The 16100-nt window shown below is 30.4% G+C and carries 20 protein-coding genes and 2 pseudogenes (1 of these 22 cut by a window edge); 6 read left to right on the top strand and 16 right to left on the bottom strand.

The window, feature by feature from the left end:
* On the top strand, window positions 1–847 hold an 847-nt coding region (locus IDG63_RS10145), incomplete at its 5' end, for a manganese-dependent inorganic pyrophosphatase (RefSeq protein WP_206176428.1).
* 194 nt (window positions 848–1041) lie between these two features.
* On the opposite strand, the gene IDG63_RS10140 is transcribed toward IDG63_RS10145, so the two are convergent.
* Window positions 1042–1215 carry a hypothetical protein gene (locus IDG63_RS10140; RefSeq protein WP_001790680.1) on the bottom strand — a complete coding sequence of 58 codons (174 nt, stop codon included), beginning with the start codon at window positions 1213–1215 and terminating at the stop codon, window positions 1042–1044.
* 51 nt (window positions 1216–1266) lie between these two features.
* Between IDG63_RS10140 and IDG63_RS10135 the strand changes: the two genes are divergently transcribed.
* Window positions 1267–2646 (top strand): aldehyde dehydrogenase, encoded by a 1380-nt coding sequence (locus tag IDG63_RS10135; RefSeq protein ID WP_001021226.1) that lies wholly within the window; start codon window positions 1267–1269, stop codon window positions 2644–2646.
* 119 nt (window positions 2647–2765) lie between these two features.
* On the opposite strand, the gene pglS is transcribed toward IDG63_RS10135, so the two are convergent.
* Window positions 2766–3794, bottom strand: coding sequence for a 6-phosphogluconolactonase (gene pglS / locus IDG63_RS10130; RefSeq protein WP_000181322.1), 1029 nt, complete (start codon window positions 3792–3794; stop codon window positions 2766–2768).
* A 269-nt stretch (window positions 3795–4063) separates the two neighbouring features.
* Here pglS and IDG63_RS10125 point away from each other — a divergent pair, with 269 nt between their 5' ends.
* Entirely contained in the window at window positions 4064–4465 is a 402-nt protein-coding gene (locus tag IDG63_RS10125) for a YolD-like family protein (protein WP_000205106.1), read from the top strand.
* 17 nt (window positions 4466–4482) lie between these two features.
* Here the strand turns inward: IDG63_RS10125 and IDG63_RS10120 are convergent.
* Window positions 4483–4691, bottom strand: a pseudogene (locus tag IDG63_RS10120) (transposase); the annotation flags it as partial.
* A gap of 346 nt (window positions 4692–5037) precedes the next feature.
* Window positions 5038–5211, bottom strand: a complete 174-nt coding sequence (locus tag IDG63_RS10115) for a hypothetical protein (protein WP_000267034.1) — start codon at window positions 5209–5211, stop codon at window positions 5038–5040.
* 450 nt (window positions 5212–5661) lie between these two features.
* Here IDG63_RS10115 and IDG63_RS10110 point away from each other — a divergent pair, with 450 nt between their 5' ends.
* Window positions 5662–6702, top strand: coding sequence for a C45 family autoproteolytic acyltransferase/hydrolase (locus IDG63_RS10110; protein WP_001188074.1), 1041 nt, complete (start codon window positions 5662–5664; stop codon window positions 6700–6702).
* Between the two features lie 56 nt (window positions 6703–6758).
* Here the strand turns inward: IDG63_RS10110 and IDG63_RS10105 are convergent, their stop codons facing one another.
* The 3 genes from IDG63_RS10105 to IDG63_RS10095 are packed head-to-tail and all read right to left on the bottom strand — an operon-like array spanning window position 6759 to window position 8740.
* Complete coding sequence (locus IDG63_RS10105) at window positions 6759–7601, bottom strand: DUF4097 family beta strand repeat-containing protein (RefSeq protein ID WP_000713072.1); 843 nt, start codon at window positions 7599–7601, stop codon at window positions 6759–6761.
* Entirely contained in the window at window positions 7598–8155 is a 558-nt protein-coding gene (locus IDG63_RS10100) for an HAAS signaling domain-containing protein (RefSeq protein ID WP_001033971.1), read from the bottom strand. Before IDG63_RS10100 ends, IDG63_RS10105 begins: the two co-directional genes overlap by 4 nt.
* A 60-nt stretch (window positions 8156–8215) precedes the next feature.
* Window positions 8216–8740, bottom strand: coding sequence for a membrane protein (locus IDG63_RS10095; RefSeq protein WP_000966288.1), 525 nt, complete (start codon window positions 8738–8740; stop codon window positions 8216–8218).
* Window positions 8741–8860: 120 nt separating this feature from the next.
* Here IDG63_RS10095 and IDG63_RS10090 point away from each other — a divergent pair, with 120 nt between their 5' ends.
* Entirely contained in the window at window positions 8861–9424 is a 564-nt protein-coding gene (locus IDG63_RS10090; protein WP_000182842.1) for a thioredoxin family protein, read from the top strand.
* A 65-nt stretch (window positions 9425–9489) separates the two neighbouring features.
* On the opposite strand, the gene pmtD is transcribed toward IDG63_RS10090, so the two are convergent.
* The 7 genes from pmtD to IDG63_RS10055 form a co-directional block, all read right to left on the bottom strand.
* Window positions 9490–10230: a phenol-soluble modulin export ABC transporter permease subunit PmtD gene (gene pmtD, locus IDG63_RS10085; RefSeq protein ID WP_001221651.1), complete on the bottom strand. Its 741-nt coding sequence runs from the start codon at window positions 10228–10230 to the stop codon at window positions 9490–9492.
* On the bottom strand, window positions 10230–11102 hold the full coding sequence (pmtC, locus tag IDG63_RS10080) for a phenol-soluble modulin export ABC transporter ATP-binding protein PmtC (RefSeq protein ID WP_000763048.1): 873 nt from the start codon (window positions 11100–11102) through the stop codon (window positions 10230–10232). The genes pmtD and pmtC overlap by 1 nt, the downstream gene beginning before the upstream one ends.
* Window positions 11099–11779 (bottom strand): phenol-soluble modulin export ABC transporter permease subunit PmtB, encoded by a 681-nt coding sequence (pmtB, locus tag IDG63_RS10075; RefSeq protein WP_000645727.1) that lies wholly within the window; start codon window positions 11777–11779, stop codon window positions 11099–11101. The genes pmtC and pmtB overlap by 4 nt, the downstream gene beginning before the upstream one ends.
* Window positions 11780–12676 (bottom strand): phenol-soluble modulin export ABC transporter ATP-binding protein PmtA, encoded by an 897-nt coding sequence (pmtA, locus tag IDG63_RS10070; RefSeq protein ID WP_000991302.1) that lies wholly within the window; start codon window positions 12674–12676, stop codon window positions 11780–11782.
* Entirely contained in the window at window positions 12673–13053 is a 381-nt protein-coding gene (gene pmtR / locus IDG63_RS10065) for a PSM export ABC transporter transcriptional regulator PmtR (RefSeq protein WP_000691584.1), read from the bottom strand. The genes pmtA and pmtR overlap by 4 nt, the downstream gene beginning before the upstream one ends.
* A 258-nt stretch (window positions 13054–13311) precedes the next feature.
* A complete protein-coding gene (locus tag IDG63_RS10060) occupies window positions 13312–13488 on the bottom strand; it encodes an SE1626 family protein (RefSeq protein ID WP_000681968.1) in 177 nt (58 codons plus the stop codon).
* 242 nt (window positions 13489–13730) lie between these two features.
* A complete protein-coding gene (locus tag IDG63_RS10055; RefSeq protein WP_000990056.1) occupies window positions 13731–13829 on the bottom strand; it encodes a Trp-rich small protein in 99 nt (32 codons plus the stop codon).
* Window positions 13830–14028: 199 nt separating this feature from the next.
* Between IDG63_RS10055 and IDG63_RS10050 the strand changes: the two genes are divergently transcribed.
* Window positions 14029–15315, top strand: coding sequence for an aminotransferase class I/II-fold pyridoxal phosphate-dependent enzyme (locus IDG63_RS10050; protein ID WP_001068542.1), 1287 nt, complete (start codon window positions 14029–14031; stop codon window positions 15313–15315).
* Window positions 15316–15638: 323 nt separating this feature from the next.
* Here IDG63_RS10050 and IDG63_RS15010 read toward each other — a convergent pair.
* Both IDG63_RS15010 and eap read right to left on the bottom strand, forming a co-directional pair.
* A pseudogene (locus IDG63_RS15010) lies at window positions 15639–16098 on the bottom strand (MAP domain-containing protein); the annotation flags it as partial.
* Window positions 16047–16100, bottom strand: the final stretch of a protein-coding gene (gene eap / locus IDG63_RS10035) for an extracellular adherence protein Eap/Map (protein WP_181936057.1). The gene runs 1725 nt beyond the window's last position; only the last 54 of its 1779 coding nucleotides appear in the window; its start codon lies off the right edge, out of view; the stop codon is at window positions 16047–16049. The pseudogene IDG63_RS15010 and the gene eap, both read right to left, overlap by 52 nt.

Below are 16100 nucleotides of genomic sequence, written 5' to 3'. Positions count from 1 at the left end.
ACTTAGAGGTAATTCAGGAGCCAAAGCATACCGTTTAGGTGATGTGAGTGCAGAAACTCAATTCGCGTTAGATACATTTAATGTACCTGCTCCGGAATTATTAACAGATGATTTAGATGGTCAAGATGTTATCTTAGTTGATCATAACGAATTCCAACAAAGTTCTGATACGATTGCCTCTGCTACAATTAAGCATGTAATTGATCATCACAGAATTGCAAATTTCGAAACTGCTGGTCCTTTATGTTATCGTGCTGAACCAGTTGGTTGTACAGCTACAATTTTATACAAAATGTTTAGAGAACGTGGCTTTGAAATTAAACCTGAAATTGCCGGTTTAATGTTATCAGCAATTATCTCAGATAGCTTACTTTTCAAATCACCAACATGTACACAACAAGATGTTAAAGCAGCTGAAGAATTAAAAGATATTGCTAAAGTTGATATTCAAAAGTACGGCTTAGATATGTTAAAAGCAGGTGCTTCAACAACTGATAAATCAGTTGAATTCTTATTAAACATGGATGCTAAATCATTTACTATGGGTGACTATGTGACTCGTATTGCACAAGTTAATGCTGTTGACCTTGACGAAGTGTTAAATCGTAAAGAAGATTTAGAAAAAGAAATGTTAGCTGTAAGTGCACAAGAAAAATATGACTTATTTGTACTTGTTGTTACTGACATCATTAATAGTGATTCTAAAATTTTAGTTGTAGGTGCTGAAAAAGATAAAGTTGGCGAAGCATTCAATGTTCAATTAGAAGATGACATGGCCTTCTTATCTGGTGTCGTTTCTCGAAAAAAACAAATCGTACCTCAAATCACTGAAGCATTAACAAAATAATACTATATTACTGTCTAATTATAGACATGTTGTATTTAACTAACAGTTCATTAAAGTAGAATTTATTTCACTTTCAATGAACTGTTTTTTATTTACGTTTGACTAATTTACAACCCCTTTTCAATAGTAGTTTTTATTCCTTTAGCTACCCTAACCCACAGATTAGTGATTTCTATACAATTCCCCTTTTGTCTTTACATTTTCTTAAAATATTTGCGATGTTGAGTATAAATTTTTGTTTTCTTCCTACCTTTTTCGTTATGATTAAAGTTATAAATATTATTATGTACACGATTCATCGCTCTATTTTCAACTTTCAACATATATAATTCGAAAGACCATTTAAAATTAACGGCCACAACATTCAAATCAATTAATCGCTTTTTCCAAAATAATCATATAAGGAGGTTCTTTTCATTATGAATATCATTGAGCAAAAATTTTATGACAGTAAAGCTTTTTTCAATACACAACAAACTAAAGATATTAGTTTTAGAAAAGAGCAATTAAAGAAGTTAAGCAAAGCTATTAAATCATACGAGAGCGATATTTTAGAAGCACTATATACAGATTTAGGAAAAAATAAAGTCGAAGCTTATGCTACTGAAATTGGCATAACTTTGAAAAGTATCAAAAATGCCCGTAAGGAACTTAAAAACTGGACTAAAACAAAAAATGTAGACACACCTTTATATTTATTTCCAACAAAAAGCTATATCAAAAAAGAACCTTATGGAACAGTTTTGATCATTGCACCATTTAACTATCCTTTTCAACTAGTATTCGAACCTTTAATCGGTGCTATTGCAGCAGGTAATACAGCAATTATTAAACCATCTGAGTTGACACCAAATGTTGCACGAGTGATTAAACGATTAATCAATGAAACATTTGATGCAAATTACATTGAAGTTATTGAGGGAGGAATTGAAGAAACGCAAACGTTAATTCACTTACCTTTTGACTATGTCTTCTTTACAGGAAGTGAAAATGTAGGCAAAATCGTTTATCAAGCTGCCAGCGAAAATTTAGTTCCTGTGACATTAGAAATGGGTGGTAAATCTCCAGTCATCGTTGATGAAACAGCGAATATTAAAGTTGCTAGTGAGCGCATTTGTTTTGGGAAATTCACTAATGCCGGCCAAACATGTGTTGCACCAGATTACATTTTAGTACACGAATCTGTAAAAGATGATTTAATCACAGCCCTATCAAAAACGTTGCGTGAATTTTATGGTCAAAATATACAACAAAGTCCAGATTATGGCCGCATTGTAAACCTTAAACATTATCATCGTCTGACTTCATTACTTAACAGTGCACAAATGAATATTGTATTTGGTGGTCATAGTGATGAGGATGAACGTTATATAGAACCAACATTGTTAGATCACGTTACAAGTGATTCAGCAATTATGCAAGAAGAAATTTTTGGTCCTATCTTACCGATTTTAACGTATCAGTCATTGGATGAAGCAATAGCCTTTATTCACCAAAGACCAAAACCTTTGAGTTTATATTTATTTAGCGAAGATGAAAATGCTACACAACGTGTAATAAACGAGTTATCATTTGGCGGCGGCGCTATTAATGATACATTGATGCACCTAGCGAATCCTAAATTACCATTTGGTGGTGTTGGCGCCTCAGGTATGGGACGCTATCATGGTAAATATTCATTCGACACTTTTACACATGAAAAAAGCTACATTTTCAAATCTACACGATTAGAATCAGGTGTCCATTTACCACCATATAAAGGTAAATTTAAATACATCAAAGCTTTCTTTAAAAATTAATTTTTGAGACAAAAATAAACCATGCTTCCATAATTTGATGTTCTTGAAAACAATAAATTTCAAGGTATACACAAATTTTTTGGAAACATGGTTTTCTTTTTATCATGATTAATTAAAGATTAAAATATGACACATACACCTTCAGATGCTACACGAGTGTTATCACATAGCGTAATTTTACCTGTTTCTTTATTTCTTTCGAAAACAGTTACAACTGAATCTCCTTGCTCATGAGCACAAACTAAAAGGTCATCTGATGAGGCAATATTAAAATCTCTTGGGAATTGACCACCACTTTCAGTAATTGTTACTAGTTCTAAGTGTTGACCATTATCAAGAACTTTAAAAATTGCAATGCTATCATGCCCTCTATTAGATACATATAAGAATTGTTGATCATGAGATAAACGCACTGCTGCAAGTTTAGTATCTCCATCAAAGTTTTCAGGAATTGTTAAATGACGCTCGAGCTCTTCAAATTTACCGTCATTATATTCTGCAACACTCACAGTATTTGATAATTCGTGTACGACATAAGCAAATTTTCCATTATCATGAAATTCAATATGTCTTGTCCCATCACTATCTTTAAATAAAGATTCTTTATAAAATTCAAACCCGTTGTCATCAAATTTATAAGTAACGATACGATCAGCACCTAAATCTGTTACTGCAACGTACTTACCATCTGGAGTTTGATTAATATAATGTGCGTGTGGATGATCTTGTCTTTCATGTGTACCTGTTGGAAAATCATGTGCAAGTTCTTGAATTAGACGTATAATTTCACCTGTGTGCGTATTTAATTCATACATACGTATGATGCCAGCACCATATACCGCTTCAAATAAATATCGTTTATCTTCTGAAATCGATACATAACAACCTGTACCAGCTTTTGAAGACAAACATTTATTTAATAAATGCAATTCACCATTGTCATCAATTTTCAAACTTGCAACACCGCATTGTTCTCCTTCTTTGTTGATTCCATATAAAACTTCATTATTACGCACCAAATATGTAGACGCTTCTAATTCAAATCCTGTTTCTAATAAATCAATACGTGACTGATTTTCGTTTAATTCAAAACGATAAATCCCTTTACCATTCTTTTTAGTGTAAGAACCAATATATCCATTTGTCATTACTTTTACCCCTCCATGTTAGTCTTATTTTCATTTTATTAAATTTTAGCTAGAATTAACAATCATTTATCATTTCCTTAAAGCTAAAACTATTTAACTACTTTAAAAGAACTATTTGCTGTGATATGTCATTATTCGATTTTAATTAATCCCTCTTTTTTACTTACACGAGCATTAATTATTAACGTGTTTATGCTTCCACAAAATTTTTGTTGCAAAATAGAACGCATGTTCGTATAATGTAATTATCAGATTGGGGTGAATTAAGGATGACAAGTTATGAAGAAGAAACTGATTATCGTAACGTTCCAAGAGAATTACTAGATAACAATATACCTATGGGAAGAGGCATGATTAAATGGGCTCCTTTTGCAACATTACCCGAACAATTCGAAACGATTCAACAATACATTATCGACCAAAACAAAATTACACGTCCTGTATTATCAGATGATCAATTGGCTGAGCTAAACATTCGGCTACACGAGGCGCTACAATATGCCCAACCTGTAGAAGTTAAATTTTATAATAATGGCTTTGTAGATTCAGTACGCTTAACCATTTATCGTATTGATGCTATTAATTATGAAATTGATGGTTATGTTTACAATCAGCAACAACGTCAAAAAATTTCTATCTTTGATATCTTAGATATTGTCTTGTTACCTTAATGCTTTGAACATAATTAAACAGATTGAGTATATGCATATAAGATGATTTTTAACATCATTTTTGGATGATAGGATGTTGCGCCACGATGATGTCTGAATTCATCGAATTCGCTATCAGGTATTGTTTCAACAATTTCATTAACATATCGTGAAATATCATTTTGAGGGATTCTAACAGAAGTTTCTATTGGTAGTGTAGTTGGGGCATGTTATAATTTTTATACATAAGGCACCTCGTTAATTTAGTTTAGTGGTATTTATTAAATTATAAGAAGGGACCCAACACAGAAAATTCATTTTATTGAATTTTACATTTATGTGCAAGTTGGGCAAAGTGTCTTATTTTTTAAAAGTATTTCAAAGTAAAATTACATGTTAATACGTAGTATTAATGGCGAGACTCCTGAGGGAGCAGTGCCAGTCGAAGACCAAGGCTGAGACGGCACCCTAGGAAAGCGAAGCCATTCAATACGAAGTATTGTATAAATAGAGAACAGCAGTAAGATATTTTCTAATTGAAAATTATCTTACTGCTGTTTTTTAGGGATTTATGTCCCAGCCTCTAAATGTTATTAGTTATTTTTACTTTCAATATCAGAAATAATTTCTTTAGTTTTTCTTTCAATATCTTCAAAATCTTTTTTAAAGATATAAGCAAATGCTACTACACCAACACCAGCAACTAATGTTGTAATAGCAACTAAGCTAAATACGAATTTAAACACACATTTAATAAAATTCCACATCTCAATTTCACCTCTGTTAAATTAAATACCTATCTACATTTCATTATACTATCATATATAGAATAATCATTAAATAAATACCCACTTTTACGAAATATATTCATCAAATTATATAGCGAGCAAGCTAATGATTATTTTCAAAAATGCCGAGGAACCTCTGTTTCAACGTGACATGACCTTATATGCTAATGTTAACAATGACTATTATCGTGAATGCTAACTTAAGATTGTTATTTATGATAAGATGATTTTAAGTTTTTAACTTAATATCCCCACCATCTATAAAAATATGTTTTAACTGATTGATAAGTCTTATACACCGAGAAATCACCTCAAACAATTTTATATTTCATTTAGTAAAATATAACTTTATTTAACATGACATTCAATATACATACGATTACTATTTATTTACAATATATTACAACTAAAAAGAAAGGGGCCGATGATATGCAACAAGTGACATCAGATATTATGACTTTTAGAGGTTCACATTTCGAGTTAGGTGTTAAAACTGGTAAATGGCTTCAACAAACACCTCTTCTAAAAAATCGAGAAAAAGAATGGAAAAAACGTGTCCCACGTTTCGATATAGATGTAAATGAAACTTATCAAATATTCCAAACATACGCACCTCAAATATGGGAAGAATTAATGGGACTACAAAGTATACTCAAAATGCCAACACGCCAAATTATTTTAAACTTTGGACATTATCGTTTTACCGATTTAAAAGAAAGTGGTTGCACGGTCTTTCAAGGCAAAGACTTCATGGTTAGAAATTATGATTACCACCCTGCAACTTATGATGGTCGCTACTTACTATATCAACCTACAGATAGCGGTTTAGCTCAAATTGGTCCTGTATCAAGGGTAACTGGAAGAATGGATGGTATGAATGAGTCAGGATTAACTATGGGCTATAACTTTATGCACCGGAAGAAACCAGCAAATGGTTTTGTATGTTATATGATTGGTCGTCTAATTCTTGAAAATTGCCGAAATGTAACAGAAGCAATACAATTATTGAAAGAAATACCACACAGAAGCTCATTTAGCTACATACTGATGGACAAATCATTGAACCATGCAATTGTTGAAGTGACGCCGAGATCAATAGATGTTCGTTATGATAATATATGTACAAATCATTTTGAAATATTAACACATGAAAATCGCAATTATACAAAAGAATCTAAAGAAAGACTGGCGCGTACCATTTCACAAACTAATGATAATTTAGATATGACTACAGCATTTAAGTTATTCAATAATCCTCAGTATGAAATTTACAGTAAACTATTCAAAAGCTGGTCTGGCACCATCCATACATCAATGTATCACCCTGAAACATTAACTGCATATTTTACATTGGGAGAAAATGCGCCACCAGAAATAATAGATTTCAAATCATGGTTAGATGGTCAAGACCTTAATATCACTCACTTTACTGGCAATATAGATACCGACTTAACTTTTGCCAACAAATAAATAACACCGATATTAGAGAAATTATGCTTCCTAATATCGGTGCTTACATCCTTTATTTATTCAACTTTGATATTACCATCAATCGTATAAAATTCTAAAACATTGTCGCTTTTCCCAACTTTACCATTAGTAAATGTTTTATTTTTAACTACGCTATCACCCGTTCCCGGATTTAGCTTTAGTATAGTGTCTTCAGGTTTACTATCATACTTAAAACGAATATCTCCTTGTTTAGTAGAAGCTTTTGCATCTACTTTTGATGGCATGTTTTTAAATTCAATGTCACCATGATCGTTTAAAAATATGGATTGTTTAATTTGACTCTTGTCGATTTGTAGCGTACCAATAACAACTTTAATATTACTATTTTTAATGTTACTTTTACTAATATAAGTAGAACTATTATTTGTCTTTGAATCTAGTGCGTCAAGATTTGAGTTTTTAATAACTACTTCACCGTTAATGCTTTGAATACTTGTGTTCTCTAAATCAACATCACTGATTCTAACACTTCCTGCTCCAGACGATAGATTTAAACGTTTAATCATTTTATCAGGCATTTCAATCGTTAACGTTTTCTTATTCTCATGAAAAGGATTCATATCAATTGCATATCCTCTTGTCTTAGACCTTTTATCACTAATCTTCAACGTCTTATCTACTATATTAATTAATATATCATTGTCACCATCATATTTAACTCTAAATTGATTCCCCCGTTTTATACGAAGTTCTGTACTATCCAAATTTATAGATACATTGTCAAAAGCATCGTCTTTGAATGTTTTATCATATTGTTTAGTACCATATTTGTTTTTATCATAGCTGAACCAAATAATGGTTGCTGCTGTAAAAAAGACAACAAACACTAAAAGCCCAATAAAAAAGAATTTCTTCATTTTCTAACGCTTCCTTTGACAGTTTTAATATACCAAAGTAAATATTTTAAGATTAAACGATAAATGTATTCTAAAATCTTAAATATGACAATGATAAATACTAATCCTAATCCTGAATATGATATGGCAAAAAATACATTACTAATTGAGTCTACAATTCCTCTGGATATTGCTGATGCTAATAAAATAATTGGACAAAACAGCAGCAAAAGTGATATTAAAAATAATGCTAATACAAATAATCCAACTATAGATACTGGTATAAGGATGACAAAAATAGATAGAATGCCTAAACTTAATGAAGCAGCAACAGCTCTTGAAATATTTTCAAATGTTGGTTTAGATTCAGCATAATCAATAACACTTCTAGCTTTTGTTTCAGCTGCAACATCTTGTGGGTCTTTTAACTTCTTTAAAATTTCCCCTTCATCAACGCCATTAAGTTCTTGCTCATAAAAATAACGTTCATATTCATACATTTTTTGATCTCTTAAATGCCTAGGTAGCGCATCAAGTGCTGTTTCTAATTCATTTAAATAAGTAATCTTGTTCATATAGGTCACTCATCCCAATAAAATTATTTATTCGTTTTTTTATAACTTTAAGACCTAAAGCTATTTACTAAAAAATTCAATACGTTTAATTTCTAAATCTTGATAAAGTAAGTTTAATTTTAAATGGTTATCTCTATCAATATACTTTACCGATGAGAAATCATTGCCAACTTTTGTTCTTTTATATCCGAATCCAAGATTTTCAATCGCATTATTTATCGGCGAACCAATTCCACCATCAAAATTAGTATGTATCTTTTCATCTCTTACTAATATTATCCCCTTAACGATGTTATCCTTTTCTCTCACTTTAACGGTAAGATCAGGGTGAGCTTTACTGTTATAAAATTTAAAACGATCAAACTTAATTTTTTTATTTACTTCATAGCCTTTTTTATCAAACTTCTCATTTAATTTAATATCGTTTATTTCAAGATTAGACAAATCCACAGTTTTCGTATGACGATATTGATATAAACCAATTAATACACCAAAAGAACAGATTAAAAATAATATAAACACAACCCAGCGATTTTGAATACGCACTGATGTCACCCTTTCTTTGTACTTATTTAAATATAGCATAAGGTGCTTCCCGTTTCATCCTTAACAAAAATTAACAAAGAATTTGCAATTAATTTATTTCATTACCTTTTATTACTATAAATTGGTATAATGTTGTAAATGCTAAAGGAGGTTTTTACAATGACAAATTTAGAAACTTATTTCAAAAATAGCCAACCCTTAAATGAATACATTGATGGAATGAAGACAAATCAAGATACCGTTCTCAGTATCTATCAATCATTTGAGTTACCAGAAGATGATTCACGCATCAAAAAAATAAAAGAGATGAATTATTCTAAAGTATTAGTAATTACTGAAGACTGGTGTGGAGATGCAATGATGAATCTCCCAATTCTAAAACACATCAGTGAAGCATTAAATTTAGAAGTACGCGTGTTCCATAGAGATGATGATACAAAACTGATCGATCAATATTTAACAAATGGTAAATCACGTGCAATTCCTATCTTCGTATTCTTGAATGATCAATTCGAACAAGAAACAGTTTGGGGACCAAGAGCAAATGAAGTCCAAAAATTTGTAACTGATGTTCGTGCTGATAAATTACCGAGCAAAGATCATCCAGACTATGCAGATTTAGAAAAAGAAACACACTTAGTTATATCAAACCGCTATAAAACTGACGCTTCATTTTGGAAAGCAGTTTATAATTCCATCCTAAATAAATTAGAAAATAAATAAATTTACAATAAGACAAACTTTGAGGTTGGGAAAATTTAAAATTCCCAACCTCAAAATTATTTTTATTAAATGTCTTTTTTAGCGACATATAAGATATTCAAAATGAAGAATATCACTATAGAACCTAATGAAATTACCCATTGCCAATTGCTAAAATCAAAGTTAGAGCTAATCATTTTATCAGTTAAGTAAGCAAAAGGGATATAATCAAAAGCATCTAAAACTTTTTCACCGTATCTTGGGATAAATGTAATAAAAGGTTTAATAAACGGTACAATGAGTACTAAAAATACACCTAATGAAAATATCATTGCTGTTTTTTGTGATGCAAGTGTGATTAAGAATAAAAACAAGCCAAAGAATAGTAAAAAGATTAGGAAGAACCATAAATTATCTACATATTTAGAAAACGCCAAATTTTTTCCATTACTAGATGCCTGCACAACAATCAAAATCACATAATGAATTAATGCAAATAATATTGAAATTAAAATAATTGAAATTGTTTTCGAAATAATGTATCCAACGCGTGTTTTAACTTTACTCATATATAGTTGAATTGTACCTTGTGAAAAATCACGCGTAATTGTCTTAACAACAAACATTAATCCAATTATTAACAATAACCATTTTGCTGCAGCAAATACAGATCCATAGACAATAATATGTTTCGGGTTATCCATCGAATTTGCCATAAGTATACTTTGAGTTGCAATCAAACTAGATACGACTAGTATCGCTAAATATGTTAAAGGACTTTTAAATATACTATAAAAATCATACTTAACTAAATTTAAAATTCTCATTATTTATCACCTCTTTGATTTATATTGAAGTACGTATCACGCAATGAACTTTTACGTGTTTCAATATATTTCGGATAAATATCTAATTCAGATAATGCTTTTAGTATAACTTGATAATTTTTTTGTGCATTGATCATTAAATGTCCGTCTGCTTTGTCGACATTTTGTAATTGGAAATGCTCTGCAAGATATTTTTCAGTTCTATCAAAGTCTTTATGATCAACAGTAACTATCGTTGTGTCAGATGCAACACCTTCCTCCATGTTTACATCTTGAACAAAATGTCCGTCTCTTAAAAATACAGCTCTATCACAAATTAATTCAATATCTTCTAACTTATGACTTGATATTAGAATTCTCATATCAAGTTCATTTACTAAAGACTTAATTGTAGTCAGCACATCAATTGAGCCATCTGGATCCATACCATTTGTAGGCTCATCCAAGATTAAAAATTTAGGTTTATTCATTAAAGATACTGCAATTGCTAACTTTTGCTTCATCCCCATTGAATATTTCTTAACTTTCTTTTTAATATAAGGTCTCATACCAAATGCATCTATAATTTTGTCTGTGTATGCTTTATCAAAACCCTTACCTAATACTTGTGCAAATAATTTCAAGTTATACAATCCTGATTTATTATCATATAATTTAGGATGCTCAATTAAAAAACCGATATTATCTGCATTATCAATATCTACTTTTCCATCAAATTTAATAATATTACCATTCATTACTTTCATAACGGTTGTTTTACCAACACCGTTTTTTCCTATTAATCCGACAATTCTACTATCGCCAAAGTCAAAATCAATATCATTTAAAACGACATTTGAGCCGTATTTTTTTGTAATATGTTCTAATTTCATCGACTGCCTCCTTTAAATTTTCTAGTATTTATTTTATTGAGCTGTTTAAAATAATTAACAATAAGTATAACAATGCTTATAATTAGAAAACCAATATTTAAAATATATGAATATAAATCTGGGAATGATGATTGACTTAGAACAAAATAATTCACCAATACTATTGCAATTGAAAATAAAAATGGAACTAAAATGATAATAGTAAACACGTATATACCATATGGCACTTTGACTCTACGCAATTCTGTAAATTGACTAAATGCAATTGGTATAGACAAGAAGTTAGATATGACAAATGCATATGCAGTTGAAAAATAGATTGAATTTGGTTCAATCACATCTGCTTCATAAGCATATAAACTAATAACAAGCGTTCCAATTAATGTTAAAACAATGCATGTAATATAGTTGGCATTAAGCAATTGTTTTTTTGACACTGGTAAACTCATATAAAAATAATATGAATCATTACCACCTAATCTACGATTGAGTCTAAATAAGTGACCAGCATCTAAAATCCAAATAATCAATATTGTTGGACTTATAAAAGATTGCAATAAGTAAAAGAACTTTGTTGAGTCAAGCATTATATAAAAAGGATATAAGGTTAATAATAGAACATAGATGATAAGTGTATATCGTCGTAATTTAAAATTCCTAATTAACAATGCCTTCATTTAAAAACCTTCTTCCATCAATTTGATGTTTTCATGATATTTAGGTTTTCTCTTTTCAAGATAAACCATTAAGTTCTCAATAGAAGGTGTAGTGATATTCACTTTATGACCTAAAATTTCTTTAAATACTTGCGCATGTTCTGTTAATCCTATAAATCCCGTACGCTTATGTTCTTCATAAATAAGTAGAGATGCTAATTCATCATCAAGGTCCTCAATAGCACCACTCACAACTTGATATCTTTGTAACAGTTGTTCTTTTGAACCATTTAAGATAACTTCACCGTCACTTAAGTGAATGATATAATCAGCTATTTTTTCTAAATCTGAGATAATGTGTGTCGACATGAATATTGTTTTATTTTCATCAATTAATTCTTGCTGAATTATCTCCAATAGCTCATTTCTAGCTAAGGGATCAAGACCTGAAGTAGGCTCATCAAAAATATACAATTCAGCATGATGTGAAAATGCAACTGCTAGTGATAATTTCATTTTCATCCCAGTCGAAAATGTTTTTATTGATTTATTGATTGGTAAATCGAACTTTTCAAGATAAAATTCAAATACTTGATGGTCCCATTTACGATAAAAAGGGGCAATCATTTTTTCAAGTTGCTTCGTAGTCCATCTCTCATTAAAATAATTTTCAGAGTAAACAAACCCAATTCTATTCTTTAACTCTATCGGATTGAGAGCCATATCCTCTTCTAATACTCTAATAACACCAGTTTGTGGTTGATACAAATCCATAATTAACCTTATTATTGTGGTTTTACCAGCGCCATTTCTACCAATAAAACCAGTGACGAATCCTTGAGGAACTTTGAAAGAGATATTCTTTAAATTAAACTGATCACTTGAATAATTAACATTACTTAATTCTATGGCATTCATGATGATTCCTCCTCATAAATGAACGTTAAAATATCCTGCAGTTCCTCAAGTGACATTTCGATGGCTTGCGCTTCATTAACCAATTCTTTAACCAAATTTTCAATGGTAAAAAATTGTTTCTCTTTTAAAATAGAACTATCTTGCTCCTTAACAAAGGTCCCTTTTCCTCTAATTGTTGTAACAAAACCGTCTTTCTCTAAATCTTCATAAGCACGTTTGGTAGTAATCAAACTTACTTGAAGATCTTTGGCAAGTTCTCTCATTGACGGCAAATGCTCTCCAGGAGCAACATGTCCCTTTAAAATATTTTGTTTTACTTGTTGCTTAATCTGTTCATAAATCGGAAAATCACTATTGTTTTTTAAAATTATTTTCATCAACGTCCCCCTATCAACTTCTGTATATATACAATATACACAATATACACAGTTTTGTAAATATGCATGTCTCATTATCAACCAGTCTTCAGAAATAACACTGAGTATTGTATTACTAGCAGTTGAATAAAATGAAATGACACTACCATTTAATCTTGCATTGTCTACTTCAATAAAAAAGACTGCTAAAACGAATGTCTTTAATCTCTACGTGACAACCGTAGCGTCAACATAAACAATCGTTTTAAACAGTCAATTCTATTTACTATTTTTACGTCGATCATTACTTCTACTTATAAAAGCACAAATCATAAACATAATCGCTGCTAATAATAATTTTATACCTTGGCTTTCATGATTAGTTGCTTGTAAATAATAACCAATAATAAATAAAATAATTGCAAGTACTACAAATATTTTTGTTAGATGTTTCAATTTATTTCACCTCAACATCGACATTATAACAAATATAAATTTTTTTAATAAGTTATTGAATTTCAAAAGTTCAAGGTACTAATCACTTTCAACTAAAATAGCGCAACAAAACCATTCAATCAAAATGATTATTGATTGCGATATATTGTGTTCAATGATATTATTTAAGTGTATCCACAGAATTATACTACACAACCCCAAGTCTGGTACCAGCAGACTTGGGGTTATTTATGTGTGTAGGATCATTTTTTATTTTTCCATTTCAGTTCTAACCAAAGTCGAAAAATAATTAGTAAGCCACCTGTAATAAGTGTCATCATCCCTTCTTGCCACCACATCATTACACTACACCTCCGTTCGACTAAAGTATCATACTGAAGGATGACCTACACCTATTCTAACATAAAAACAGAACATATGTTCGTATTTTGGCAGCAGATTTTACATATTATTCGTTAATTCACCAACAACACTTTATCTTTGGTATAATTGAAGATAATATATAGGCATACAATTTTTTTAAAGAGAGGTTAAGTAATAATGAATCCTTTAGCCCAAAGCTTAAATGAACAACTTCAACAGTCAAATGCAACTGCCTTTACAATGTTATCTGACTTAGGTCAAAATATGTTTTATCCAAAAGGCATTTTATCTCAATCTGCTGAAGCAAAGAGTACAACATATAATGCAACTATAGGTATGGCGACAAACAAAGACGGAAAAATGTTTGCATCATCTTTAGATGCAATGTTTAATGATTTAACTCCAGATGAAATATTCCCTTATGCGCCACCACAAGGCATCGAAGAATTACGTGATTTATGGCAACAAAAAATGTTGCGTGACAATCCAGAGCTATCAATCGACAACATGTCACTACCAATTGTTACGAATGCATTAACACATGGTTTATCTTTAGTTGGCGATTTATTTGTAAATCAAGGTGACACTATCTTGTTACCAGAGCATAATTGGGGTAATTACAAACTTGTTTTCAATACGAGAAATGGTGCAAACCTTCAAACATATCCTATCTTTGATAAAGACGGGCATTATACTACTGATTCACTTGTAGAAGCTTTACAATCATACAATAAAGATAAAGTCATTATGATTTTAAATTATCCTAATAATCCGACAGGTTACACACCTACGCATAAAGAAGTGACTACCATCGTCGATGCAATTAAAGCATTAGCTGATAAAGGTACAAAAGTTATAGCTGTTGTGGATGACGCATACTATGGTTTATTCTATGAAGATGTGTATACTCAATCATTATTTACTGCATTATCTAATTTAAATTCAAATGCAATATTACCTGTTCGTTTAGATGGTGCAACAAAAGAATTTTTCGCATGGGGATTCCGTGTTGGGTTTATGACATTTGGAACGTCTGATCAAACAACTAAAGAAGTATTAGAAGCCAAAGTAAAAGGTCTTATACGAAGTAACATTTCTAGTGGACCTCTTCCAACACAAAGCGCTGTTAAGCATGTATTAAAAAATAATAAACAATTCGATAAAGAAATCGAACAAAATATTCAAACATTAAAAGAACGCTATGAAGTCACTAAGGAAGTTGTCTATGCTGATCAATATCATTCACATTGGCAAGCCTATGACTTTAACTCTGGATACTTTATGGCAATAAAAGTTCATGATGTTGACCCTGAAGAACTTCGTAAACATTTAATTGAAAAATATTCAATTGGTGTTATTGCACTTAATGCAACAGATATTCGTATTGCGTTTAGCTGTGTAGAAAAAGAAGATATCCCACATGTATTTGATTCAATTGCTAAAGCGATTGATGACTTAAGATAATTAATTTCAACCAATAATCTGATGAGTATGACTCGGATTATTGGTTTTTTATTTTTAAAATTATTCCTTCTTTCAAAGTATCATAAGATATATTTTATTCAGCAACTTGTCAAACACTATACCTAATTAGTTTTATACATCTCTCCTAACAAAATCAAAAAATCGGACAGATGAAAAGTAAAAAACTTTTTCTATCAGTCCGATTTATTATAGAACCAATTTATATAACTTTTGGCAAATCACTTCAAACATTCAAGCATCACATCTCTACAAATGTAAAAGGCACCCCACGATTGTGAGATGCCTTATTATAAAATTAAAGATTAGAATTTAAGTTCAATATCTACCTTTTTAATGTCAGTTGCTTTAAATACTCTTTCATCTTTATACTCAGTTTTTAAGTCTACATATTTTGACGAACCATTTTTAAAATACACTTTATACACTGCGCGTTCAGCAAGTCCTATGTCATGTTTAGTTATCCCTTGATCATTTGCCATTGCTGATTTAAGTTTTATACTTAAATCATTAATTGTAATTTTGCTTGCATTATAGAACACAAATTCATTTGAAACTATGTTTTCAAATTTATTTATTGTTACTGGGAATTTCACATTATTAGATTTATTTATTTTTTTTTGATTTAGTGTATTGTTTTACATCAATATCAATCTTTTTAATATCTTTGGCACTAAATAAATTAGGTGTAAAGATGTCTGATTTTAAATTCACTACTTGTTTCTTTCCATTTTTGAAATATACTGTATATTTTGCTTGTTTCGCAA

Source organism: Staphylococcus sp. EG-SA-14, from assembly GCF_017151935.1.
Lineage (GTDB): Bacteria > Bacillota > Bacilli > Staphylococcales > Staphylococcaceae > Staphylococcus > Staphylococcus aureus.
Note: the sequence above shows the minus strand (reverse complement) of the source record. Positions and strands in the feature narration are given on the sequence as shown.